The organism is Enterobacter sp. SES19, from assembly GCF_011765665.1.
Taxonomy (GTDB): Bacteria; Pseudomonadota; Gammaproteobacteria; order Enterobacterales; family Enterobacteriaceae; genus Enterobacter; species Enterobacter pseudoroggenkampii.
Genome location: NZ_CP050320.1, coordinates 1288636 through 1313279, shown reverse-complemented (window position 1 = coordinate 1313279; position 24644 = coordinate 1288636). Strand labels below are relative to the sequence as shown.

Below are 24644 nucleotides of genomic sequence, written 5' to 3'. Positions count from 1 at the left end.
CACCCCGCCCCTCTCCCATGGGGAGAGGGAGCAAACCTGCGCTTTTACCTAGGGCTCAAACGGCCGACGCTGAAACTGATCGTGGCCGCATTTCGGGCACAGCGACAGAACCTCCGGCGTATACACCGCAATATGGTGGTGGCAATTCTCGCACACCAGATTTCCCAGCCCGACTACCTCACCACTGTGATAGACACCATGGTGGTTCAAATCCTGAAAGACCTCGCGCCACTCCAGCTGCGTTTTATCCGTAATATCGGCCAGCTCCTGCCACAGGCTCTCTTTAATCACCCGCATAAAAACGCTGTCCGTGACCTCCTCCTGGCTCTCCTGGTAGCTGCGCGCGAACTCTTCCAGATCGCGACGCACGGCGCGCGTCACCTCTTCCACTTCGGTTCGCGTTAACTCACCCGTTTGCGACACGCGGGCACGCGCCTGCTCCACCAGCGCATCGATATCGCGCTCGCCGTTACGCAGTCGTTCCGTCAGTGTCGCCACCAGTTCGCGGTAAAATTGAGCAACCTTGTTCATCATTTTGCCTCCCGGGTAAGTAACTATTTCTAATAATAGACCTTATTTCATCGCCGCTTTGTCAGGTGAAGCACAGACCCGGTAAATTCCTGCAAAGCGCATTTGTGCGAAAGGCTGTTTTGACGCGGGCGTTTGGGCTATGCTATGCGGATCTGAATGACCACATCCATTGGCTACATTTGTAGCTGTATTGAAAACAGGACCACTGGCTGCCATGCAAGAGCAATACCGCCCGGAAGAGATAGAATCAAAAGTCCAGCAACACTGGGACGAGAAGCGCACCTTTGAAGTAACCGAAGACGAGAGCAAAGAGAAGTATTACTGCCTGTCGATGCTTCCCTATCCTTCTGGTCGACTACACATGGGCCATGTGCGTAACTACACCATTGGCGATGTGATCGCACGTTATCAGCGCATGCTGGGCAAAAACGTTCTGCAGCCTATCGGCTGGGATGCGTTCGGTCTGCCTGCGGAAGGCGCGGCGGTCAAAAACAACACCGCACCGGCCCCGTGGACATACGACAACATCGCGTACATGAAAAACCAGCTCAAAATGCTGGGCTTTGGCTATGACTGGAGCCGCGAGCTGGCAACCTGTACCCCGGAATACTACCGCTGGGAGCAGAAGTTCTTCACCGAGCTGTACAAAAAAGGCCTGGTGTATAAGAAGACCTCTGCCGTTAACTGGTGTCCGAATGACCAGACCGTTCTCGCGAACGAACAGGTTATCGATGGCTGCTGCTGGCGCTGCGACACCAAAGTTGAGCGTAAAGAGATCCCGCAGTGGTTTATCAAAATCACCGCTTACGCTGATGAGCTGCTGAACGATCTGGATAACCTCGACCACTGGCCAGATACCGTTAAGACCATGCAGCGCAACTGGATCGGCCGTTCTGAAGGCGTGGAGATTACCTTCAACGTTGAGAACTACGACCAGACTCTGACTGTCTACACCACCCGTCCGGACACCTTCATGGGCGCGACCTACCTGGCCGTGGCTGCAGGTCACCCGCTGGCGCAGAAAGCGGCAGAAAACAATCCGGAACTGGCTACCTTCATCGATGAGTGCCGCAACACCAAAGTGGCCGAAGCCGACATGGCGACGATGGAGAAAAAAGGCGTTGCGACAGGCTTCTATGCTAAGCATCCACTGACTGGCGAAGCGATCCCGGTCTGGGCAGCGAACTTCGTGCTGATGGAGTACGGTACAGGTGCGGTAATGGCTGTTCCGGGCCACGATCAGCGCGACTACGAATTTGCCACCAAATACAACCTGCCGATTAAAGCCGTTATTCTGGCCGCCGATGGTTCTGAACCAGACCTGTCCGAAAACGCGCTGACTGAAAAAGGCACCCTGTTCAACTCCGGTGAATTCAGTGGTCTGAGCTTCGAAGAGGGCTTTAACGCCATCGCCGATAAGCTGGCCTCCCTTGGCGTGGGCGAGCGTAAAGTTAACTTCCGTCTGCGCGACTGGGGCGTTTCCCGTCAGCGTTACTGGGGTGCGCCAATCCCGATGGTGACGCTGGAAGATGGCACCGTGATGCCAACGCCAGAAGATCAGCTGCCGGTGATCCTGCCGGAAGACGTCGTCATGGACGGCATCACCAGCCCGATCAAAGCCGATCCTGAGTGGGCAAAAACCACCGTCAACGGTCAGCCTGCGCTGCGTGAAACCGATACCTTTGACACCTTTATGGAGTCATCCTGGTACTATGCGCGCTACACATGCCCGCAGTATCAGGACGGTATGCTGGATTCCAAAGCGGCAAACTACTGGCTTCCGGTAGACATCTACATCGGTGGTATCGAACACGCCATCATGCACCTGCTCTACTTCCGCTTCTTCCACAAGCTGATGCGCGATGCGGGCATGGTGAACTCTGACGAACCTGCAAAACAGCTGCTGTGCCAGGGCATGGTGCTGGCGGATGCCTTCTATTACGTCGGTGCCAACGGCGAGCGTAACTGGGTTTCTCCGGTTGATGCGATCGTCGAGCGCGACGAGAAGGGCCGTATCGTGAAGGCAAAAGACGCCGAAGGTCATGAGCTGGTCTACACCGGCATGAGCAAGATGTCCAAGTCTAAAAACAACGGTATCGATCCGCAGGTGATGGTTGAGCGTTACGGTGCGGATACCGTGCGTCTGTTCATGATGTTTGCCTCTCCGGCGGACATGACCCTGGAATGGCAGGAGTCGGGGGTTGAAGGCGCGAACCGCTTCCTGAAACGCGTCTGGAAACTGGTTTATGAACACACCGCCCTGGGCGATGCCCCGGCGCTGAATGCCGCCGCACTGACTGAAGATCAGCAGGCGCTGCGTCGCGATGTTCATAAAACGATTGCAAAAGTGACCGATGATATTGGTCGTCGTCAGACCTTCAATACCGCAATTGCGGCTATTATGGAACTGATGAACAAGCTGGCGAAGGCTTCGCAGGACGGCGAGCAGGATCGTGCTTTAATGCGTGAAGCGCTGCTGGCCGTTGTTCGCATGCTGAACCCGTTCACACCGCACGTTAGCTTTACCCTGTGGCAGGAGCTGAAAGGCGAAGGCGATATCGACAACGCGCCGTGGCCGCAGGCTGACGAATCAGCGATGGTGGAAAACACGACGCTGGTCGTGGTCCAGGTGAACGGCAAAGTCCGCGGTAAAATTACCGTGGCGGTCGATGCAACCGAAGAACAGGTTCGCGAGCGCGCGGGCCAGGAACCTCTGGTCGCAAAATATCTTGAGGGCGTTACCGTACGTAAAGTGATCTACGTACCGGGTAAACTGCTCAATCTGGTCGTTGGCTAAGCGCGGGAGGAAACGTGCGACAACTGGCAACAATACTCTTATCACTGGCGGTGCTTGTCACCGCTGGCTGTGGCTGGCACCTGCGCAATACCACGGCGGTGCCCGCTGAGATGAAAACGATGATGTTCGACTCACCAGATCCGAATGGCCCACTCAGCCGGGCCATTCGTAATCAGCTGCGTCTCAACGGCGTAGAGATTGTCGAAAAACAAACCCTGCGCCAGGATGTACCGTCTCTGCGTGTTATAGGTGGCGGCCTGTCGAGAGATACAGCCTCTATCTTCCAGGATGGACGTACAGCTGAGTATCAGATGGTGTTGACGGTCGACGCGGCAGTCCTGATCCCCGGTAAAGACATCTACCCGATCAGCACGAAAGTGTACCGTTCGTTCTTCGATAACCCGCAGACGGCGCTGGCAAAAGATGCCGAACAGCAGATTATCATCAACGAAATGTACGACAAGGCAGCAGAACAGCTGATCCGTAAACTGCCAAGTATTGCAGCGTCAACTAAACAAGGATCTGACATCGTTGAAAAACCGGTTGCTGGCACGCTTCCTGCTGCTAACTCTCTGGGTAAATGATGATCAGGCTGTATCCTGAACAACTCCGCGCGCAGCTCAATGAAGGGCTGCGCGCGGCGTATCTGCTTCTTGGAAACGATCCGTTATTGCTTCAGGAAAGCCTGGATGCCGTGCGGCATGCTGCCGCCGCGCAGGGCTTCGATGAACACCACACCGTCCAACTGGACAACAACACCGACTGGAACGCCCTCTTCTCGCTTTGTCAGGCGATGAGCCTTTTCGCCTCGCGCCAGACTATTCAGATCCTGCTGCCGGAAAATGGTCCTAACGCGGCCATGAACGAGCAGCTCGCTACGCTGGTCAGCCTGTTACACAGCGATCTGCTCTTTATTGTGCGTGGCAACAAGCTTACCAAAGCCCAGGAAAACGCGGCGTGGTTTACCCAGATCGCAGCCCACGCGGTGCAGGTCACCTGTCAGACGCCTGAGCAGGCGCATCTGCCCAAATGGGTGTCAGCGAGAGCGAAGCAGAACAACCTTCAACTGGATGATGCGGCGAATCAACTGTTGTGCTACTGCTATGAAGGTAACCTGCTGGCCCTGGCGCAGGCGCTTGACAGACTCTCCCTGCTCTGGCCGGATGGCAAGCTGACCTTGCCGCGCGTCGAGCAGGCCGTTAACGACGCGGCGCACTTCACGCCGTTCCACTGGGTGGACGCGCTACTGTCGGCAAAAAGCAAACGCGCCCTGCATATTCTGCAACAGCTGCGTCTTGAAGGGAGCGAACCCGTTATTCTGCTGCGTACGCTTCAGCGCGAATTACTGCTGCTGATTACGCTCAAGCGTCAGTCTGCCCATACGCCGCTGCGTTCGCTGTTTGATAAACACCGCGTGTGGCAAAATCGCCGGGCTTTGACCACCGAGGCCGTCAACCGCCTGAGTCATGAACAGCTTCGTCAGGCTGTACAGCTTCTGATGCGCGCTGAGCTCACGTTAAAACAAGATTACGGCCAGTCAGTCTGGGCGGAGCTGGAAAGCCTTTCTCTGCTGCTCTGCCACAAGGCGCTGGCAGACGTTTTTATTGATGGATAGTATGCACTCTTTACAGGCCCTGTATGGCGGCACCTTCGACCCGGTACATTACGGGCATCTGAAGCCGGTTGAAATTCTGGCGAATTTGATCGGCCTTCAGCGCGTCACCATCATGCCCAATAATGTTCCGCCCCATCGTCCACAGCCGGAGGCGACCAGCGAGCAGCGAAAAGCGATGCTCGCCCTTGCCATCGAAGATAAACCGCTCTTCCAACTTGATGAGCGTGAGCTGCGTCGCGACACGCCCTCCTGGACGTCACAGACGCTTCAGGAGTGGCGCACAGAACAGGGTCCAGACCAGCCGCTGGCGTTTATCATCGGCCAGGATTCCCTGCTGAATTTACCCACATGGCATCAGTATGAAACCATCCTGGAGAACAGCCATCTGCTCGTCTGCCGCCGCCCTGGCTATCCTCTGACCATGCGAGAAGCGCAGTACCAGCAGTGGCTGGAAGATCATCTCACCGATAATGTTGAAGATCTTCACAATCGGCCTGCCGGGAAGATCTATCTGGCGGAAACGCCGTGGTTCGATATCTCTGCAACCCTCATACGTGAGCGTTTACAGCAGGGTTTAACCTGTGACGATCTACTGCCAGCCCCGGTGCTGGCGTATATCCATACGCACGGGTTGTATCAGAAAAGCGCAGATGAATAGCCGGAGGGCATAAAAAGCGGCTTATTGTTTATCCTGCCTTGACAGGTTAAGCCATACTGTTATTCTCCGCTGCCAGACTTTCCCGCCGATCATTGCTTTACAGAAATTGTTTTACAAAAATGGCGATGCAATCTCAGGCAGAGGGTGGGATGATACCCGCCTTCAAAAGCCCGGTCGGAGACATTTGTCCCGACACAGGCGTGAGTTCAGGTATACTGTCTGGCTACGAATTCAACGTTTTACAATCTCATTCACCCCAGGGGGAAAACTTGCAGGGTAAAGCACTCCAGGATTTTGTTATTGACAAAATTGATGACCTGAAAGGTCAGGACATCATCGCTATCGACGTTAAGGGTAAATCCAGTATTACCGACTGCATGATCATCTGCACCGGTACATCTACGCGTCATGTTGTTTCGATTGCCGATCACGTGGTTCAGGAATCGCGTGCAGCAGGACTGTTGCCACTGGGTGTTGAAGGTGAAGCAACGGCTGACTGGGTGGTTGTCGACCTCGGCGATGTGATTGTCCACGTCATGCAGGACGAGAGCCGTCGCCTGTATGAGCTGGAAAAACTCTGGGGTTAATGCGTGAAGTTGCAGCTGGTCGCCGTCGGCACCAAAATGCCGGACTGGGTACAAACCGGTTTTACTGAATATCTGCGTCGTTTTCCAAAAGACATGCCGTTCGAACTGGTGGAAATTCCCGCCGGTAAGCGCGGCAAGAACGCGGATATCAAACGTATTCTCGATAAAGAGGGCGAACTGATGCTGGCTGCCGCAGGCAAAAACCGCATCGTCACCCTCGATATTCCAGGAAAACCCTGGGATACGCCGCAGCTGGCGCACGAACTGGAGCGCTGGAAGCAGGATGGCCGTGACGTCAGTCTGTTGATTGGCGGTCCAGAAGGGTTATCCCCCGCCTGCAAAGCGGCGGCTGAACAAAGTTGGTCCCTCTCCGCGCTGACACTTCCCCACCCGCTCGTTCGGGTACTGGTGGCAGAAAGCCTGTATCGCGCGTGGAGCATTACTACCAACCACCCCTATCACCGCGAGTAATGACTGACCAGGGTAGATTAAGCAGCGGATGAAACTACAGAATTCTTTTCGCGACTATACGGCTGAGTCCGCGCTGTTTGTGCGCCGGGCGCTGGTCGCCTTTACCGGGATTTTGCTGCTTACCGGCGTGCTGATCGCCAACCTTTATAATCTGCAAATTGTCCGCTTTACCGACTACCAGACGCGCTCAAACGAAAACCGTATCAAGCTGGTGCCAATCGCCCCCAGCCGCGGCATTATTTACGATCGTAACGGCACGCCGCTGGCATTAAACCGCACCATCTATCAAATCGAGATGATGCCGGAAAAAGTTGATAATGTTCAGGATACGCTGGAAGCGCTGAAAAGCGTTGTCGACCTTAACGATGACGATATCGCGGCCTTTAAAAAAGAGCGCTCCCGCTCTCACCGTTTCACCTCCATTCCGGTTAAAACCAACCTGACGGAAGTCCAGGTGGCCCGCTTTGCGGTAAACCAGTACCGCTTCCCCGGCGTGGAAGTGAAGGGTTATAAGCGTCGCTACTATCCCTACGGCTCCGCGCTGACGCATGTGATTGGCTACGTCTCCAAGATTAACGACAAAGACGTCGACCGCCTTGATAAAGACGGCAAGCTGGCAAACTACGCTGCAACGCACGATATCGGTAAGCTGGGGATCGAACGTTACTACGAAGACGTTTTGCACGGGCAAACCGGCTATGAAGAAGTTGAGGTTAACAACCGCGGCCGCGTGATTCGCCAGCTGAAAGAAGTCCCTCCTCAGGCGGGGCATGACGTCTATCTTACCCTCGACCTTAAGCTGCAGCAGTATATCGAAACCCTGCTGGCGGGCAGCCGTGCAGCCGTTGTGGTCACCGATCCTCGTACTGGCGGCATTCTGGCAATGGTGTCTATGCCCAGCTATGACCCGAACCTGTTCGTTGACGGCATTTCCAGTAAGGACTATTCCGGTCTGCTGAATGACCCGAACACGCCGCTGGTGAACCGCGCGACGCAAGGGGTTTATCCGCCGGCATCAACGGTTAAGCCGTACGTGGCGGTTTCTGCGCTGAGTGCCGGCGTCATTAACCGTAATACCAGTCTGTTTGACCCGGGCTGGTGGCAACTGCCTGGTTCAGATAAACGCTATCGTGACTGGAAAAAATGGGGCCACGGTCATCTGAACGTCACCAAATCGCTGGAAGAATCTGCGGATACCTTCTTCTATCAGGTGGCGTATGACATGGGGATCGACCGCCTGTCAGAGTGGATGAGCAAATTCGGATACGGGCATTACACCGGCGTTGACCTTTCCGAAGAACGTTCTGGCAACATGCCAACGCGAGAATGGAAGCTGAAGCGCTTTAAAAAACCGTGGTATCAGGGTGACACCATTCCGGTGGGTATCGGCCAGGGCTACTGGACGGCAACACCGCTTCAGATGAACAAGGCCATGATGATCCTCATCAATGACGGCGTGGTGAAAGTACCACATCTGCTACAGAGCACGGTTGAAGACGGCAAAAAAGTGCCGTGGAACCAGCCGCACGAGGCGCCGGTGGGTGACATTCATTCCGGCTTCTGGGAAATTGCGAAAGACGGTATGTACGGCGTGGCAAACCGCCCCAACGGTACCGCGCATAAGTACTTCACCGGTACGCCGTACAAAGTGGCCGCGAAATCCGGTACTGCGCAGGTGTTCGGTCTGAAAGCCAACGAAACCTATAACGCGCACCGCATTGCTGAACGTCTGCGTGACCATAAGCTGATGACGGCGTTTGCCCCTTATGATAACCCGCAGGTCGCGGTGGCGATGATTCTGGAGAACGGCGGTGCCGGTCCAGCTGTAGGGACCATCATGCGCCAGATCCTTGACCACATTATGCTGGGTGATAACAACACCGAACTGCCGGCTGAAAACCCGGCCGCCGCTGCGGCGGAGGACCAATAATCATGACGGATAATCCAAATAAAAAATCGCTGTGGGACAAAATCCACATCGACCCAGCCATGCTGCTGATCCTGCTGGCCCTGCTGGTTTACAGCGCCCTGGTTATCTGGAGCGCCAGCGGCCAGGACATCGGCATGATGGAGCGCAAAATTGGCCAGATTGCCATGGGTCTGATCATTATGGTGGTGATGGCGCAGATCCCGCCGCGCGTCTACGAAGGCTGGGCGCCCTACCTCTACATCTTCTGTATTATTTTGCTGGTTGCGGTAGATGCGTTTGGCGCCATATCAAAAGGGGCGCAGCGCTGGCTGGATTTGGGTATTGTCCGCTTCCAGCCCTCGGAGATTGCCAAAATCGCCGTGCCACTGATGGTGGCACGCTTTATCAACCGCGACGTCTGTCCGCCGTCTCTGAAGAATACCGCTATCGCGCTGGTGCTGATTTTCCTGCCAACGCTGCTGGTTGCGGCACAGCCTGACCTGGGGACCTCAATCCTTATTGCCCTCTCCGGCCTGTTTGTCCTGTTTCTGTCGGGACTGAGCTGGCGCCTGATTGGTATCGCGGTGGTGCTGATTGCGGCGTTCATCCCTATCCTCTGGTTCTTCCTGATGCATGACTACCAGCGCCAGCGCGTCATGATGCTACTCGATCCGGAAACCGATCCGCTGGGCGCGGGCTATCATATTATTCAGTCGAAGATTGCGATTGGCTCCGGGGGGCTGCGCGGTAAAGGCTGGCTGCACGGTACGCAGTCGCAGCTGGAATTTTTACCGGAACGCCACACCGATTTTATCTTTGCCGTACTGGCGGAAGAACTGGGGCTGGTTGGCATTCTGATACTTCTTGCGCTGTATGTCCTGCTGATCATGCGGGGATTGTGGATTGCAGCGCGTGCACAAACCACGTTTGGTCGCGTCATGGCTGGCGGGTTGATGCTGATTTTATTCGTTTATGTCTTCGTAAATATTGGTATGGTGAGTGGTATTCTGCCGGTGGTAGGCGTACCGCTGCCGCTGGTGAGTTACGGAGGCTCGGCACTGATCGTGTTGATGGCCGGGTTTGGTATCGTGATGTCGATCCATACCCACAGAAAAATGTTGTCAAAAAGCGTATAAAAATAAGGGGATCGGAATGCGTAAGCAGTGGCTGGGGATCTGCATCGCGGCAAGTTTACTTGCGGCCTGCACAAGTGATGATGGTCAGCAACAGGCAACCGTCGCGCCGCCGCAGCCTGCGGTGTGTAATGGCCCGATCGTTGAAATCAGCGGTGCCGATCCCGTTTATGAACCGCTGAATGCCAGTGCCAATCAGGATTACGAGCGCGACGGCAAAAGCTATAAAATTGTTCAGGATCCTTCCCGTTTCAGTCAGGCAGGCTTTGCCGCCATTTATGATGCCGAGCCAGGCAGTAACCTGACGGCTTCCGGGGAGGCGTTCGACCCAATGCAACTGACGGCGGCACACCCAACGCTGCCGATTCCGAGCTACGCCCGTATCACCAACCTGGCGAATGGCCGCATGATCGTCGTGCGTATCAACGATCGCGGCCCGTACGGGAATGACCGGGTGATCTCCCTGTCGCGCGCGTCTGCCGATCGCCTGAACACCTCGAACAACACCAAAGTTCGTATTGACCCGATTATCGTCGCGCAGGATGGTTCGCTCTCCGGACCGGGTACCGCGTGTACAACGGTGGCGAAACAGACCTATGCCCTTCCTGACCGCCCAAATCTTGACGGCGGAATGGGAAGCGTCTCGTCTCCGGCAGAGCCTGCTCAGCCGGGAGGAGAAATACGCCCGATCAGCAATGACACGCTGCAAAGCGAGGATGCTACCGGCGCACCGGTAAAGAGTAGCGGCTTTCTTGGCGCACCGACGACCTTAGCCGCGGGCGTGCTGGAAGGCAGTGAACCCACTCCAGCCCCTGCTCCCGTCGCTGCGCCAGCGACCCAGCCGGCTCCCGTAACGGCACCAGCGGCCACGCAAAGTGCGGCGGTGACAGCTCCAGCAGCGGCCAGCGGAAACTATGTGGTTCAGGTAGGCGCAGTGAGCGATCAGGCCCGGGCCAAACAATATCAACAGCGTCTGAGCCAGCAGTTTGGCGTACCAGGACGCGTTGAGCAGAACGGCGCGGTCTGGCGCATTCAGATGGGGCCGTTTGCCAGCAAATCGCAGGCAGCCTCCCTGCAGCAGCGTCTGCAGAATGAAGCTCAACTTCAGTCATTTATCGCTGTTGCGAAATAATTAACCGGCGGTATCCGAATTGTCAGTTAGTGTAAAACACATTCACAAACTCATGCTTAAAGTCGGATGCCTGCCTGAATAGCATTTGCTATAGTAAGGCACTTTTTTTAATTCCATCACGGATGTCGTAGTTCTGACCATGAAGACCACTTTTTCTGCTCGTTTTGTGCAGCGCATGGCGCTGACCACGGCCCTTTGCGCGGCTGCTCTTTCTGCAGCTCACGCCGATGACCTGAATATCAAGACCATGATCCCTGGCGTTCCGCAAATCGATGCGGAATCCTACATCCTGATCGATTACAACTCTGGCAAAGTGCTGGCAGAACAGAATGCCGATGCCCGCCGTGATCCGGCCAGCCTGACCAAAATGATGACCAGCTACGTTATCGGCCAGGCGATGAAGGCAGGTAAATTCAAAGAATCGGATCTGGTCACCATCGGTAACGATGCGTGGGCAACCGGGAACCCTGTCTTCAAAGGTTCCTCTCTGATGTTCCTGAAGCCGGGTATGCAGGTTCCTGTTTCCCAGCTGATTCGTGGTATCAACCTGCAGTCGGGTAACGATGCCTGCGTGGCGATGGCCGATTTCGCCGCCGGTAGCCAGGATGCCTTCGTGGGTCTGATGAACAGCTACGTTACCGCGCTGGGTCTGAAAAACAGCCACTTCCAGACCGTACACGGCCTGGACGCAGACGGTCAGTACAGCTCCGCACGTGATATGGCCCTGATTGGTCAGGCGCTGATCCGCGATGTCCCTAACGAATACTCTATCTACAAAGAAAAAGAGTTCACCTTCAACGGTATTCGTCAGACCAACCGTAACGGCCTGCTGTGGGATAACAGCCTGAACGTTGACGGCATTAAAACTGGCCACACCGACAAAGCGGGCTACAACCTGGTGGCCTCTGCTACTGAAGGTCAGATGCGTCTGATCTCTGCCGTGATGGGCGGCCGCACCTTTAAAGGTCGTGAAACAGAAAGCAAGAAGCTGCTGACCTGGGGCTTCCGTTTCTTCGAAACCGTGAATCCACTGAAAGCAGGCAAAGAGTTTGCGTCTGAACCCGTCTGGTTCGGGGACAACGACCGTGCTTCTCTCGGCGTTGATAAAGACCTCTACCTGACCATTCCGCGCGGTCGTATGAAGGATCTGAAAGCCAGCTACGTGCTGAACAGCACCGAGCTGCACGCTCCACTGCAGAAAAACCAGGTTGTAGGCACGATCAACTTCCAGCTGGATGGAAAAACGATCGATCAGCGTCCGCTGGTTGTCCTGCAAGAAATTCCTGAAGGCAATTTCTTCGGCAAAATCATTGATTACATTAAATTGATGTTCCACCACTGGTTTGGTTAAAAATTGAACACTTGAAAGTGTGATTTTGATCCCCATATACTAAGTATCCTGATAACTCCCACCTGACGTGGGAGTTATTATTTTTTGACGTTACGCCGGAGCTGACATGAAAACCAAACTTAACGAACTGCTTGAATTCCCTACCCCATTTACCTACAAAGTAATGGGTCTGGCGAAACCTGAGCTGGTTGATCAGGTGGTTGAAGTGGTACAGCGCCATGCGCCGGGTGACTACTCTCCGTCAGTAAAACCAAGCAGCAAGGGCAACTACCACTCGGTTTCTATCACCATCACTGCGACACACATTGAGCAGGTTGAGACGCTGTACGAAGAGCTCGGCAATATCGAAATCGTTCGTATGGTACTGTAGTCCCTTTGCGGTTACCCGGTTTGCCGGGTAACCCTTCTCCCCGCTGTGATATACTCCCCCCACACCTTTTGTCCCTCGTCTTCGGAGACGCAGTTTTGTATCAGGATAAAATTCTGGTCCGTCACCTCGGGCTGCAACCTTATGAGCCTGTCTCCCAGGCCATGCATGACTTCACCGATTCACGCGATGACAGCACCCCAGATGAAATCTGGCTGGTCGAACACCTGCCGGTATTTACGCAGGGTCAGGCGGGTAAAGCAGAACATCTATTAATGACGGGAGATATCCCGGTTATTCAGAGCGATCGCGGCGGTCAGGTCACGTACCATGGGCCCGGGCAGCAGGTGATGTACGTCCTGCTCAATCTGAAACGCAGAAAGCTGGGCGTGCGTGAACTGGTCACTTTACTGGAACAAACCGTCGTCAACACGCTGGCGGAATATGGTATTGACGCGCATCCGCGTGCCGATGCGCCGGGCGTTTACGTTGGGGAAATGAAGATCTGCTCCCTGGGGCTGCGTATTCGAAAAGGCTGCTCATTCCATGGCCTGGCATTGAATATCAATATGGATCTCGCGCCGTTCCAGCGCATAAACCCCTGCGGCTACGCCGGCATGGAAATGACGCAAATGCGCCAGTGGGTAGAAGCCGCTACGCCGGAACATATTCGTCCCGTGCTTTTGAAGAACGTGTTAGCGCTACTTAACAATCCCCCACACGAATATATCCCTGCTTAATATATCGTACAACAGGGCTCGATAATTTGACGGGCCACTGTTTATTTACCGCTTTTGCACTTTACAATAATCCACAGATTCTATATTTTCGAAGCGCCCGAATATTACCGCTACATATTATTTAGCCTCCAGCAAGCTCGGCAAACACGGCATAAGTAACGTGAGCAATTATCACACAACTGTTTGCTTTTGATAAACAAGTGAAACAAAACCAACACTTTACGAATCTCTACAAGCATAATAAATAAATTCAACTATCATTCATATTGTGAATGTATACGGGGTGAAAGCGTGGAGTATAATAATTTACCAGCCAAACGACTGAATGAACCTGGTGGCGAAGACAAGCCGCAAATTTTTCGGACTTTACGTAATATTGATCTCAATTTACTGACTATTTTTGAGGCAGTATATGTCCATAAAGGTATCGTTAACGCTGCGAAAATTCTTAATCTCACGCCATCAGCAATAAGTCAGTCAATCCAAAAGCTACGCGCTATATTTCCTGACCCGTTATTTATTCGTAAGGGCCAGGGGGTAACGCCGACGGCTTACGCCACGCATCTCCACGAGTACATCAGCCAGGGGCTGGAGTCGATTCTGGGCGCACTGGATTTAACCGGGAGCTATGATAAGCAGAGAACCATCACCATCGGCTGCTCCCCTTCTGTGGGTGTGCTGGTGATGCCGGCGATCTTCCAGGCCGTGAAAGAGCATGCTCCGCAGCTCCTGCTTCGTAATGTGCCGCTCAATGAACCTGACATTCAGCTTGCCCAGTTCCAGACGGACCTGATTATTGAAAGCGGCAGCTTCAGTGCCAGAGCGCTGGGTCAAAATGTGCTCTATTCGGATAACCTGGTGCTGGTTTGCCGGCAGCAGCATCCGGTTCTCAGCGAACCGCTGACCATCGAAAACCTGCGCAACTACGACCACTCGTCTTTCATGACCGAAGGGCAGTCTAACCACGCCCTTCGTCAGCGTATTGATGAAATTTTCCCGGAACGTCAGATCAGCTTCAGCAGTTACAATATGTTTACCACCGCATCGCTGATTGGCAGCAGCGATATGCTGTGCGTTATGCCATCACGCCTGTACAGCCTGCTACAAAAATGCTGGCCCCTGGAGAGCATTCCACTCAGTCAGCTTAATGCGGAATCAATCGAAATTTCACTGCATTACAACAAACTGAGTTTACGCGACCCGGTTCTGGAAAACGTCATCCGCATTATCCGTCAGGCCTTCTGACAGGTTTAGCCAGCACAAGACCCTGCACCAGGCAGGGCGAAAGGCACAAAACAACAACTATTTTACAAATTGGCGATCTGGCAGGCTGCTTTAACGACCGTTTCAATGATATACTGCCTGTCGTTCGTTCAAAAATAGTTGATAAATACAACATTCCCTTGAATTGAAACGCTTTCCTTCGATATTCGCAACTGGAACACGCACGCTATGAGTAAACCCATTGTGATGGAACGCGGTGTTAAATACCGCGATGCCGATAAAATGGCCCTTATCCCGGTTAAAAACGTGGCTACAGAGCGCGAGGCGCTGTTAAGAAAACCGGAATGGATGAAAATCAAACTTCCGGCCGACTCTTCGCGTATCCAGGGGATCAAAGCGGCGATGCGCAAGAATGGCCTTCACTCCGTATGTGAAGAAGCCTCTTGTCCGAACCTTGCTGAATGTTTCAATCACGGTACCGCGACGTTTATGATTCTGGGTGCTATCTGTACCCGCCGCTGCCCGTTCTGCGATGTTGCTCATGGCCGTCCAGTCGCACCTGATGCTAACGAACCCCAGAAACTGGCGCAGACCATTGCTGACATGGCGCTGCGCTATGTGGTTATCACCTCCGTTGACCGTGACGATCTGCGTGACGGTGGTGCTCAGCACTTCGCCGACTGTATTACGGCCATTCGCGAGAAAAGCCCTAACATCAAAATCGAGACGCTGGTGCCTGACTTCCGTGGCCGTATGGACCGCGCGCTGGATATCCTGACCGCAACGCCGCCAGATGTGTTTAACCACAACCTGGAGAACGTGCCGCGTCTCTACCGTCAGGTCCGCCCGGGAGCTGACTATAACTGGTCTCTGAAACTGCTGGAGCGTTTCAAAGAAGCGCATCCGCATATTCCGACCAAGTCTGGTCTGATGGTGGGGCTGGGTGAAACCAATGAGGAAATCATTGAGGTGATGCGCGATCTTCGCCGCCACGGTGTGACCATGTTGACCCTGGGGCAGTATCTGCAGCCAAGCCGTCACCACCTGCCGGTACAGCGCTACGTGAGCCCGGACGAGTTCGATGAAATGAAAGCCGAAGCGATGGCGATGGGCTTCACCCACGCAGCCTGCGGCCCGTTCGTTCGCTCCTCATACCACGCCGATATGCAGGCAAAAGGCGAAGAAGTTAAATAATGCTGTAATATTCTTTTACAGTAATACAAAAAAACCGGCCTCATGAGCCGGTTTTTTTTCGCAAGCCCTCAGGCGTTGCTGTCACTCTTTGTGAGAAAGCTTGTCTGCCGGGACGTCATCCTCGGCGCTTTTCTTCGCTGCTGCATCATCGTCGTTCATCGCTTTCTTAAAGCCTTTGATGGCAGCCCCCAGGTCACCACCCAGCGTGCGTAACTTCTTGGTACCAAACAGCAGGACGACCAGTGCGGCAACCACCAGCAGTTTGGTAATACTAATCTCACCCATAGATACCTTCTTTACTTAAAACAGGCTGCATTCAGCGCCAAAACCTGATTGTATTAACGGTCATTTAGCGCGTGCACACAATAGCAATCTGTAACAAGGTGAATCAAGCATTGTTGAAAAAAACATCACAATAATTGCGGTGGCGCAAACCGACGATTGCGAAGAACAGGTAGTTGCTGACGTGCAAGCGTAATTCTGTCTAAGTTTATCTCCGCCACCAGCAAATGCGGGGCTTCAGCGGCGGCGGCGATCGTCACCCCCAGCGGATCGACCACCCTGCTTTGCCCGATGTTTTTCGTGCCGCATTCTCCTGCGGCAACGACATAGCAGGTGGTATCCAGCGCGCGTGCCGCCAGCAGCGTTGCCCAGTGGTGCTCTTTCAACGGCCCGCGAACCCACGCTGCAGGCAGTACCATCACGTCCGCGCCCTGTAGCGCCAGATGAAGCGCCAGCTCGGGAAAACGCAGATCATAGCAGGTCATCAAGCCAACCTTAAGTCCGTCAATCTCCAGAAGCGGTGGGATACTGTCTCCGGGGTCAACGCGCCGCGACTCCTGAATGCTGAACGCATCATAGAGATGCAGCTTGGCGTAGCGGGCGACAATGGCTCCGCCGCGAATCGCCACAAGCGTATTGACTGCGCGACCCGGCGTTGAGGGGACATGGATCGTTAAGATCGTCGTCATCGTATTGCCCACGCTCTGGGCGAGCAGTTGCTGCAAGAATTCGCCGTCCAGCGACTGCGCGGACTTCACCGATAAATCCGGGTCATTATCATCCCTGGCCAGCAGCGCTTCAGGGAGAACCAGCAGCGACGCGCCTTTCTGCCGGGCCTGCTTCATCAGGTTGACGCACGTGAGCGCATTTTCATGCCAGTCAGGCGTGACCGCAAATTGCCCTACCGCAACATACATATTTGTCCCCTCATCATAAACGGCGTTAAACTCGCTTCTCTTACACATCAAATAGCAGGTATTTAGCGTGTTACAACTACTTTTAGCCGTTTTTATTGGTGGAGGAACGGGTAGCGTTGCGCGATGGTTTCTGAGTATGCGGTTTAACCCTCTGCATCAGGCGATTCCTATGGGGACACTGGCCGCTAACCTGATTGGTGCCTTTATCATTGGCATGGGTCTGGCCTGGTTTAACCGAATGACGCACATCGACCCGATGTGGAAAGTCCTGATTACGACGGGTTTCTGCGGCGGGTTAACCACCTTCTCAACGTTCTCCGCAGAAGTCGTGTTTCTCTTTCAGGAAGGCCGTATCGGCTGGGCACTGGCGAACATCGCGATTAACATGCTCGGCTCGTTTGCGATGACGGGGATCGCATTTTGGCTCTTTTCCTCCGCAAGCACGCATTAACCGTCGAACCGTTAATGTTGGCTTAATTTTTCTCTGTCACTCTGAATGCAGAACTGAACGAGGGTGACAGAATGAAACAGAGTCTGATGAGCGCAGGCATGGTGTTGTTGAGCGTGCTGATCGTTGCCAGCTTCCTGAAAATGTATCTGCTTGGCTGATTCAAAACGAAAAAAACCCGCTCAGGGAGCGGGTTTTGAAATTCTTGCTGACGCGTCTGAATTACAGAGCGATTACGTTAGCAGCAGAAGGGCCTTTGGCACCGTTAGTGATTTCGAACTCTACACGCTGACCTTCAGCCAGAGTTTTGAAACCATTAGACTGGATTGCAGAGAAGTGTACGAACACGTCTTTGCTGCCATCTTCAGGAGTAATGAAACCGAATCCTTTGGACTCATTAAACCACTTAACGTTACCTTTAATCTTAGACATCAAAATTACCTTTACATTAAAAAACGACACAAATGCTGTGTCGGTTACCAGTACATCAATTGTGGGACCTTTTGTCCAGCGGATCTTTGATAAAAAGTGACTAAAGTCGCGTTAATTTTCACTGGCAGATTTTTATCGTTTATGAATCAACGCCTGCGCGTTTTTTCACCGCTATGTAACGTTTTGTCAGTTAAAACTGAAAACGCATCCAGGCGAAGTAAACGTTTCCGTTGTTGTACGTACCCGGGATGTAGGTCATCTGGAACGTTGCGGGGCCATAGCCAATAGAGGCCAAAGGCAGCAGCACCGGGATCGGGATGTAGTTCCAGTTGTCACGTGCAGTGACCCCGGCGGTATAGCCCAAACCGACGTGGAAGTTCTCGTCCGCTAGCGGACGCCAGGTTTTCTCCCAACCATACCCCCCAATCGGCTCCCATTTATTAAACGAGTCTTTGAAGGCCATCAGATAGATGCCATGCCAGTTTCCCTTTTCGTCCCAGCGAGACTGACCAAAACCCGCGCCCCACGGACGCTCGTTGTATTTATCGGTTTTCTCTTTGTCATAAGCAAAACGCGCATGCCACGTTATTGCCGGAACATAGAGATCATAATGTTCAGGAGCCGTCCAGGTCTGGGAAACATTATCCGTAAAGGTGGAGAACCAGCCTTTGTCCGTCGCGTTGCCTTCTGCCTGTGCAACAGAAGAAAACGTTAACTGCCCAAAAATAAACAACAAAACAGAGAAAAATGTATTACGTACGATCACAATGCAATTACCATTCTTAGTATTCGAGGCAAAGTTTACCATAAAATAGTTGAATCAAGGCTTAACGGCATCGGCGTTATTCCTAATTATTCGGCCATTTTCCGGGAATATTCTTAAAGAAATCGGGGGATATGCTCAAATAAGCCTACAAGAGGTGTGACTTTTTCCATTTAGCGTTCGTAATCAGTGACATGCAAAACCGCACAAAACATTAACAATTTGTTATCATTATTGGGACACATTGCGCCATTTCTGATGGTCAAGACCCTCATGGTATAAATGTATGGGCCATGGCAAAAACACGCTTGTTCTGTTCTCTAGTCGTCTGTTTATTGATTTTAATCAGCAAGAACAGGCCAATTATTCGGCACATTTCCATCCTTCTTTTTTTATTGATTTTTTGTGCTCCACTGCAGCAGAGATACAGGGGAAATCATGCTTACGTTATTCGAGCTCCTTATTGGAGTCGTCGTCATTGTCGGCGTCGCGCGCTACATCATTAAAGGCTACTCGGCCACGGGCGTATTATTTGTTGGCGGTTTAACGCTGTTGATTATCAGCGCACTGATGGGGCACCAGGTGTTACCTGCCAGCGCCACGAGCACCGGTTACACCGCTACAGATATTGTTGAATACATTAAAATATTGCTCATGAGCCGCGGCGGCGATCTGGGCATGATGATCATGATGCTGTGTGGTTTTGCGGCCTACATGACCCACATCGGCGCCAACGACATGGTCGTTAAACTTGCCTCAAAACCCCTGCAGTACATTAACTCGCCGTATCTGCTGATGGTCGCCGCCTATTTCCTCGCCTGCCTGATGTCGCTGGCCGTTTCGTCGGCTACCGGACTTGGCGTACTGCTGATGGCCACGCTGTTCCCGGTCATGGTAAACGTCGGTATCAGCCGCGGCGCGGCAGCAGCCATTTGCGCGTCTCCGGCCGCGATTATTCTTTCCCCTACCTCCGGCGATGTCGTGCTGGCGGCAAAGGCAGCGGAGATGTCGCTCATCGACTTCGCCTTTAAAACCACGCTGCCGATCTCCATTGTTGCCATTGTCGGCATGGGTATCGCGCATTTCTTCTGGCAGCGCTATCTCGATAAGAAAGAAAACATCAGCCATGAAATGATGGACGTGAGTGAAATCACCACCACCGCTCCCGCGTTTTATGCCATTCTGCCCTTCACGCCGATTATCGGGGTGCTGATTTTTGACGGCAAATGGGGTCCGCAGCTGCACATCATCACCATTCTGGTTATCTGCATGCTGCTGGCTGCCGTGCTGGAATTTGTGCGTGGTTTTAACACGCAAAAGGTGTTCTCCGGTCTGGAAGTTGCCTATCGCGGTATGGCGGATGCCTTCGCTGGCGTGGTGATGCTGCTGGTGGCAGCGGGCGTTTTTGCCCAGGGTCTGAGCACCATCGGCTTTATCCAGAGCCTGATCTCTATCGCCACCTCGTTCGGATCGGCCAGTATTATCCTGATGCTGGTTCTGGTGGTGCTCACCATGCTGGCGGCGATGACCACGGGTTCCGGTAATGCGCCTTTCTACGCTTTCGTTGAGATGATCCCGAAACTGGCTCACTCCTCCGGTATTAACCCGGCCTATCTCTCCATACCCATGCTGCAAGCGTCAAACCTGGGCCGTACCATCTCCCCGGTATCAGGTGTGGTGGTCGCCGTTGCCGGGATGGCGAAAATCTCACCATTCGAAGTGGTAAAACGCACCTCAGTGCCCGTTATGGTTGGCCTGATTATCGTGATTATCGCCACGGAAGTGCTGGTTCCCGGCGCGGCCTAAGCTAAATTAGGGATATCCAAAAAGCGCCTGCGGGCGCTTTTTATGCTTTAATAACCCTCAGAAATTAATCACGCTCATTCGATTAGGAAATCATATGTTCAGGAAGGATATCGTCATCCCGTCTGGCGCACTGGCGCTTGCACTCTGTATCTTCTCCGCACAGGCGGAACCGCTGAAGGCAACCCAGTATGGCGATTTCGATCGCTATGTGCTGGCTTTGTCCTGGCAAACCGGGTTTTGTCAGAGCATGGTTGAGCGCAACCGTAATGAACCTGACGAATGTCGCCTGCAAAAAGAGCGCGAGAATAAAGCCGATTTTCTGACCGTTCACGGGTTATGGCCCGGCCTGCCGAAATCTATTGCCGCACGCGGCGTGGATGACCGTCGATGGATGCGTTTTGGCTGCGCCACACGCCCCATTCCGAACATGCCGGAAGTGAAGGCCAGCCGCAAATGCGATGCCGCCGAAACCGGACTGTCGCTTTCCGCTGCCGCAAAGCTCAATGACGTGATGCCGGGCGCGGGCGGGAATTCCTGCCTGGAACGCTACGAATACGCCAAACATGGCGTCTGCTTTGGTTTTGACCCGGATGCCTATTTCGGCACGATGGTGCGGATGAATCAGGAAGTTAAAAACAGTGCGGTCGGAAAATTCCTCGCCGATAACTACGGGAAACCCGTCAATCGTAGTGATTTTGACAGTGCCGTGGCCAAAAGCTGGGGCAACGAGAACGTCAAAGCGTTCAAGCTGACCTGCAACGGCAATCCGGCGTATCTCACCGAGATGCAGATTTCGCTGAAGGCAAACGCCATTAACAACCCGCTTTCTGCGACCTCGTTTGCCCCGCAGCCACATCCGGGTAACTGCGGAAACCAATTCGTGATTGATAAAGCCGGCTACTGATCCGCGCCCGGGCGCACCATATCAAACCGGTTTTCATCGCTGATGCCATAGTACGCCGTCGGCCCACCCGCACGCAGGATGGGCTGCGCTTTCGCCGTCTGGTATATCCCCTCTTCCAGCAGCGTTTCGGCAATATGGATACCGACCACCTCCCCCAACACCAGCCATGTGTCCACCGGCGTACCGTCGGCACCGGTCAGCTGAATGCACTGCGACAGTCGACACTCAAAATTCACCGGGCTTTCTGCAACGCGTGGGGCGTTAACCAGCTGGCTGGCCGCTGGCGTAAGTCCGGCAAAGCTAAATTCATCCCGGTCGTGGGGAAGCATCGCGGAGGTTTGGTTCATCGCTTGCGCGAGATCGCGCGTCGCCAGATTCCAGACAAACTCTTTTGTCTCAGTAATATTACGCACGCTGTCCTTCCAGCCGTTGCTGGAAAAGCCGATGATCGGTGGGCGATAGTTAAAGCAGTTAAAGAAGCTATACGGCGCAAGGTTCAGTTGACCGGCCTTATCGCATGAGGAGATCCAGCCTATCGGACGTGGACCAATAATGGCGTTCAGCGGGTCATGCGGCAGGCCGTGTCCCTGAGACGGTTGATAGAAGTACATAGTGCTCTCTCGTTGGCGGGCAACGCCCGGATTCAGGACACTCAGCGTAACGTATTCCGCCAGGAATGAAGACTGAATAAATTTCAGCGAAAATTCATATGGACCATGAATGTGACTTTCATCACTTCAAACTTGCGCGCTCAGCCAGTATCATCGGGAGAGTTAAACCCTCGCTGCCAGACGGCGAGGGTTTTCTTTTGGATCAGTTTCTGCGTTAGACGCAGCATTAACGACATGGAGTAAAAAATGTCCAGACCTACCATTATCATCAATGAGCTCGACGCAGAACGTATCGACAGGCTGCTGGAAAAAGCGGAATTTGCCTCGCTCCCCGTGGCCGACGCCCTGAATGAGGAGCTCGACCGGGCACAGATGTGCACGCCTGAGACGATGCCGCATGACGTAGTCACTATGAATAGCCAGGTGAAATTCCGCAATCTGACCACCGGTGAAGAGCTGACCCGCACGCTGGTTTACCCGGCGCAGATGACCGACAGCAGCGCACAGCTTTCTGTGCTTGCGCCTGTGGGTGCCGCACTGCTGGGACTGCGTACGGGGGATACGATCCACTGGGAATTGCCGGGCGGCGCTTCGACCCATCTGGAAGTGCTGGAGCTGCTCTACCAGCCAGAAGCCGCAGGCGATTACCTGCGTTAATCTCTTCTGAATAAGCGCCTATCCGCTTTGCACAGAGGATGCCACCGCATCCTCTTTCCGCAAATTCACACGATTTTCCTATACCGCGCAAAATGGCCTTAATCCACGCTTAATCTGTTTTAGTGCCGCGGGGACGGTCATGAGTGAGATAGGCGTTATCACACTTATCTTTCTGATTTTTGTGGCGATTATCGTCACGGCCGTGCTCTATCTTGAACGCCACTGGTAAGCGAACATTCTCAGGCCACCCCACCCGGGAAGGCATTCACCAGGCCCTTAACGGTCTGCTCTGCGGCTTCGGGGGTCTCTGCGCCCGGGACCAGAATCACCTTCCGGCACTCCTCCTCCCGTTTTTCGAAAATCTTATAGGCGCGTTCCGCATCCGCAAGGGGGAGATAATGGGTCACGATCTCTTCCGGCGTAAGCAGCCCTTTTTCGATCAGCGGTAACAGTTCACCCAGCCAGGCATGGACGTGCGTCTGACCCATCTTAAACGTCAGCCCCTTATCAAAGGCATCGCCAAACAGGAAGCCATGGATAAACCCGGCGTACACGCCGGGTACGCTAACTACCCCACCGCGCCGCACGGCAGCAATGCATTGACGCAACGCTTTGCCGCTGCTGCCTTCAATTTTAAGATTGCTGAGGATTGTTTCCGTGGTGCTGCCTTTCGCTTCAAACCCGACCGCATCAATCACGGCGTCAACGCCGCGCTGGCCCGCGGTCTGCTCGATGATTTTTTCCGCAGCGTCGTTATCATCGTCAAAGTTGATGGGAATTGCGCCGTAACGGGCCTCGGCAAATCGCAAACGGTACGGGTGGTGATCGATAACAAAGATCTGCTCCGCTCCCAGCAGCCGCGCGCAGGCAATGGTCAGTAGCCCCACCGGCCCAGCGCCAAAAACGGCTACGCTTGAACCTTTTTCAATCTGCGCATTTTTTGCCGCCTGCCAGGCCGTGGGCAAAATGTCGGAAAGGAAAAGTGCCTTATCATCAGAAAGAAGCTGCGGGACTTTAAACGGCCCGACGTTCCCCTTTGGCACGCGAACGTATTCCGCCTGTCCCCCCGGCACACCGCCGTAAAGGTGGCTATAGCCAAACAGCGCGGCCGGCGCGGGGATTTGCTTTTTGTTCAGCGCGGCACCCTGCCCGGCGTTGGTATTCTCACAGGCCGCGTATTGCTGCAGACGACAGAAGAAACAGTCTCCGCAGGCGATGACAAAAGGGATCACCACGCGATCGCCTTTTTGCAAATTCTTGACCTCTGCACCGCACTCGACGATTTCCCCCATAAACTCATGGCCAAAAATATCGCCGTGCTGCACCTTCGGGATCTTTCCGCGGTAGAGATGCAAATCGGAGCCGCAGATCGCCGTGGCCGTGACGCGCAGAATGATATCGTCGGGCTGTTCGATGATGGGGTCAGGGACATTCTCGACGCGAACATGGTGTGGACCGTGATACGTAAGTGCTTTCATGCGACCTCCGAAAGGTTCCAGGTAAGTCTATAAGGGTAGCTACCCATGAAGGTCTGCCCCGGAATACGGGTCTTTTGAGATTTATCCTGGCGAGATAAGAAAACTGACGGGGCGCTTACAGAAACCATTAATATTTTGTGGTTGAATGAGTACAGCGTTTATAAACAAGGAGAAACGGGTATGTATCAGAGAATCATTATGCCGGTTGATGTTTTTGAGATGGAGTTGAGCGACAAGGCCGTTCGCCACGCGGAGTTCCTGGCGCAGCAGGACGGTGTCATCCATCTGTTGCACGTACTGCCGGGCTCCGCCAGCCTGAGCCTGCACCGCTTCGCTGCCGATGTGCGCCGCTTCGAGGAGCATTTGCAGCATGAAGCGGAAACGCGTCTGCAAACCATGGTCAGCCACTTCAGTATTGACCCTTCACGGATCAAAACGCACGTCAGATTCGGCAGCGTACGTGATGCGGTAAATGAACTGGCGAACGAGCTGAAAGCAGACGTGGTGGTCATCGGTTCGCGCAACCCTTCCATTACCACACATCTGCTGGGCTCTAACGCCTCCAGCGTGATCCGCCACACACACATACCGGTGATGGTCGTCAGATAAAAAAAGAGGCCACCTTTCGGTGGCCTCT

The 24644-nt window shown here is 53.8% G+C and carries 27 protein-coding genes; 20 read left to right on the top strand and 7 right to left on the bottom strand.

Annotation, left to right across the window (positions count from 1 at the left end; translation table 11 throughout):
- Positions 1–48 precede the first annotated feature (48 nt).
- Positions 49–531, bottom strand: a complete 483-nt coding sequence (locus GXP72_RS06155; RefSeq protein WP_023617134.1) for a zinc ribbon-containing protein — start codon at positions 529–531, stop codon at positions 49–51.
- A 214-nt stretch (positions 532–745) separates the two neighbouring features.
- On the opposite strand from GXP72_RS06155, the gene leuS reads away from it, so the two are divergent.
- The 14 genes from leuS to lipA all read left to right on the top strand — a co-directional run bounded on the left by leuS (position 746) and on the right by lipA (position 15709).
- The gene (gene leuS / locus GXP72_RS06150; RefSeq protein ID WP_208763618.1) at positions 746–3328 is read left to right on the top strand and encodes a leucine--tRNA ligase; all 2583 of its coding nucleotides are present in this window, start codon (positions 746–748) and stop codon (positions 3326–3328) included.
- Positions 3329–3342: 14 nt separating this feature from the next.
- Positions 3343–3912, top strand: coding sequence for an LPS assembly lipoprotein LptE (gene lptE, locus GXP72_RS06145; RefSeq protein ID WP_061715758.1), 570 nt, complete (start codon positions 3343–3345; stop codon positions 3910–3912).
- A complete protein-coding gene (holA, locus tag GXP72_RS06140) occupies positions 3912–4943 on the top strand; it encodes a DNA polymerase III subunit delta (protein WP_208763902.1) in 1032 nt (343 codons plus the stop codon). The genes lptE and holA overlap by 1 nt, the downstream gene beginning before the upstream one ends.
- The gene (gene nadD / locus GXP72_RS06135; protein ID WP_024907017.1) at positions 4936–5601 is read left to right on the top strand and encodes a nicotinate-nucleotide adenylyltransferase; all 666 of its coding nucleotides are present in this window, start codon (positions 4936–4938) and stop codon (positions 5599–5601) included. Before holA ends, nadD begins: the two co-directional genes overlap by 8 nt.
- Positions 5602–5870: 269 nt before the next feature.
- Positions 5871–6188 carry a ribosome silencing factor gene (gene rsfS / locus GXP72_RS06130; protein ID WP_023334893.1) on the top strand — a complete coding sequence of 106 codons (318 nt, stop codon included), beginning with the start codon at positions 5871–5873 and terminating at the stop codon, positions 6186–6188.
- 3 nt (positions 6189–6191) lie between these two features.
- A complete protein-coding gene (rlmH, locus tag GXP72_RS06125) occupies positions 6192–6659 on the top strand; it encodes a 23S rRNA (pseudouridine(1915)-N(3))-methyltransferase RlmH (RefSeq protein WP_003858701.1) in 468 nt (155 codons plus the stop codon).
- A 28-nt stretch (positions 6660–6687) separates the two neighbouring features.
- Positions 6688–8589, top strand: coding sequence for a peptidoglycan DD-transpeptidase MrdA (mrdA, locus tag GXP72_RS06120; RefSeq protein WP_032649564.1), 1902 nt, complete (start codon positions 6688–6690; stop codon positions 8587–8589).
- A 2-nt stretch (positions 8590–8591) separates the two neighbouring features.
- Positions 8592–9704, top strand: a complete 1113-nt coding sequence (gene mrdB, locus GXP72_RS06115; protein WP_008501037.1) for a peptidoglycan glycosyltransferase MrdB — start codon at positions 8592–8594, stop codon at positions 9702–9704.
- A gap of 16 nt (positions 9705–9720) precedes the next feature.
- The gene (gene rlpA / locus GXP72_RS06110; protein ID WP_208763617.1) at positions 9721–10833 is read left to right on the top strand and encodes an endolytic peptidoglycan transglycosylase RlpA; all 1113 of its coding nucleotides are present in this window, start codon (positions 9721–9723) and stop codon (positions 10831–10833) included.
- Between the two features lie 139 nt (positions 10834–10972).
- Complete coding sequence (dacA, locus tag GXP72_RS06105) at positions 10973–12184, top strand: D-alanyl-D-alanine carboxypeptidase DacA (protein ID WP_014069323.1); 1212 nt, start codon at positions 10973–10975, stop codon at positions 12182–12184.
- Positions 12185–12290: 106 nt separating this feature from the next.
- Positions 12291–12554 carry a DUF493 family protein YbeD gene (gene ybeD / locus GXP72_RS06100; RefSeq protein WP_003858718.1) on the top strand — a complete coding sequence of 88 codons (264 nt, stop codon included), beginning with the start codon at positions 12291–12293 and terminating at the stop codon, positions 12552–12554.
- Positions 12555–12649: 95 nt separating this feature from the next.
- Positions 12650–13291, top strand: a complete 642-nt coding sequence (gene lipB, locus GXP72_RS06095; protein ID WP_024907014.1) for a lipoyl(octanoyl) transferase LipB — start codon at positions 12650–12652, stop codon at positions 13289–13291.
- Positions 13292–13582: 291 nt separating this feature from the next.
- Positions 13583–14536 carry a YbeF family transcriptional regulator gene (locus GXP72_RS06090; protein ID WP_024907013.1) on the top strand — a complete coding sequence of 318 codons (954 nt, stop codon included), beginning with the start codon at positions 13583–13585 and terminating at the stop codon, positions 14534–14536.
- A 207-nt stretch (positions 14537–14743) separates the two neighbouring features.
- Complete coding sequence (gene lipA / locus GXP72_RS06085; RefSeq protein WP_024907012.1) at positions 14744–15709, top strand: lipoyl synthase; 966 nt, start codon at positions 14744–14746, stop codon at positions 15707–15709.
- A gap of 81 nt (positions 15710–15790) precedes the next feature.
- Here the strand turns inward: lipA and tatE are convergent, their stop codons facing one another.
- A complete protein-coding gene (gene tatE / locus GXP72_RS06080) occupies positions 15791–15994 on the bottom strand; it encodes a twin-arginine translocase subunit TatE (RefSeq protein WP_023310742.1) in 204 nt (67 codons plus the stop codon).
- A gap of 125 nt (positions 15995–16119) precedes the next feature.
- Positions 16120–16908 (bottom strand): deaminated glutathione amidase, encoded by a 789-nt coding sequence (locus tag GXP72_RS06075; RefSeq protein ID WP_208763616.1) that lies wholly within the window; start codon positions 16906–16908, stop codon positions 16120–16122.
- A gap of 67 nt (positions 16909–16975) precedes the next feature.
- On the opposite strand from GXP72_RS06075, the gene crcB reads away from it, so the two are divergent.
- On the top strand, positions 16976–17359 hold the full coding sequence (crcB, locus tag GXP72_RS06070; RefSeq protein WP_024907010.1) for a fluoride efflux transporter CrcB: 384 nt from the start codon (positions 16976–16978) through the stop codon (positions 17357–17359).
- Between the two features lie 219 nt (positions 17360–17578).
- Here the strand turns inward: crcB and cspE are convergent, their stop codons facing one another.
- Positions 17579–17788 (bottom strand): transcription antiterminator/RNA stability regulator CspE, encoded by a 210-nt coding sequence (cspE, locus tag GXP72_RS06065; protein ID WP_002439184.1) that lies wholly within the window; start codon positions 17786–17788, stop codon positions 17579–17581.
- A 190-nt stretch (positions 17789–17978) separates the two neighbouring features.
- Positions 17979–18596, bottom strand: a complete 618-nt coding sequence (gene pagP / locus GXP72_RS06060; protein ID WP_080350496.1) for a lipid IV(A) palmitoyltransferase PagP — start codon at positions 18594–18596, stop codon at positions 17979–17981.
- A 393-nt stretch (positions 18597–18989) separates the two neighbouring features.
- Here pagP and dcuC point away from each other — a divergent pair, with 393 nt between their 5' ends.
- Positions 18990–20357 (top strand): anaerobic C4-dicarboxylate transporter DcuC, encoded by a 1368-nt coding sequence (gene dcuC, locus GXP72_RS06055; protein WP_032649567.1) that lies wholly within the window; start codon positions 18990–18992, stop codon positions 20355–20357.
- Positions 20358–20451: 94 nt separating this feature from the next.
- Positions 20452–21261 carry a ribonuclease I gene (gene rna / locus GXP72_RS06050; RefSeq protein WP_208763615.1) on the top strand — a complete coding sequence of 270 codons (810 nt, stop codon included), beginning with the start codon at positions 20452–20454 and terminating at the stop codon, positions 21259–21261.
- Here the strand turns inward: rna and GXP72_RS06045 are convergent.
- The gene (locus GXP72_RS06045; RefSeq protein WP_023310735.1) at positions 21255–21872 is read right to left on the bottom strand and encodes a flavin reductase family protein; all 618 of its coding nucleotides are present in this window, start codon (positions 21870–21872) and stop codon (positions 21255–21257) included. The two genes, rna and GXP72_RS06045, sit on opposite strands and share 7 nt — an antisense overlap.
- Positions 21873–22118: 246 nt before the next feature.
- On the opposite strand from GXP72_RS06045, the gene rnk reads away from it, so the two are divergent.
- Both rnk and yldA read left to right on the top strand, forming a co-directional pair.
- Positions 22119–22529 carry a nucleoside diphosphate kinase regulator gene (rnk, locus tag GXP72_RS06040; RefSeq protein ID WP_024907006.1) on the top strand — a complete coding sequence of 137 codons (411 nt, stop codon included), beginning with the start codon at positions 22119–22121 and terminating at the stop codon, positions 22527–22529.
- A 139-nt stretch (positions 22530–22668) separates the two neighbouring features.
- Complete coding sequence (yldA, locus tag GXP72_RS22770) at positions 22669–22758, top strand: small membrane protein YldA (RefSeq protein WP_008501020.1); 90 nt, start codon at positions 22669–22671, stop codon at positions 22756–22758.
- Positions 22759–22768: 10 nt separating this feature from the next.
- Here the strand turns inward: yldA and GXP72_RS06035 are convergent, their stop codons facing one another.
- Positions 22769–24007, bottom strand: a complete 1239-nt coding sequence (locus tag GXP72_RS06035; RefSeq protein WP_008501018.1) for a zinc-dependent alcohol dehydrogenase — start codon at positions 24005–24007, stop codon at positions 22769–22771.
- A gap of 180 nt (positions 24008–24187) precedes the next feature.
- On the opposite strand from GXP72_RS06035, the gene uspG reads away from it, so the two are divergent.
- The gene (gene uspG / locus GXP72_RS06030) at positions 24188–24616 is read left to right on the top strand and encodes a universal stress protein UspG (protein WP_023310731.1); all 429 of its coding nucleotides are present in this window, start codon (positions 24188–24190) and stop codon (positions 24614–24616) included.
- The last annotated feature ends 28 nt before the right edge of the window (positions 24617–24644 follow it).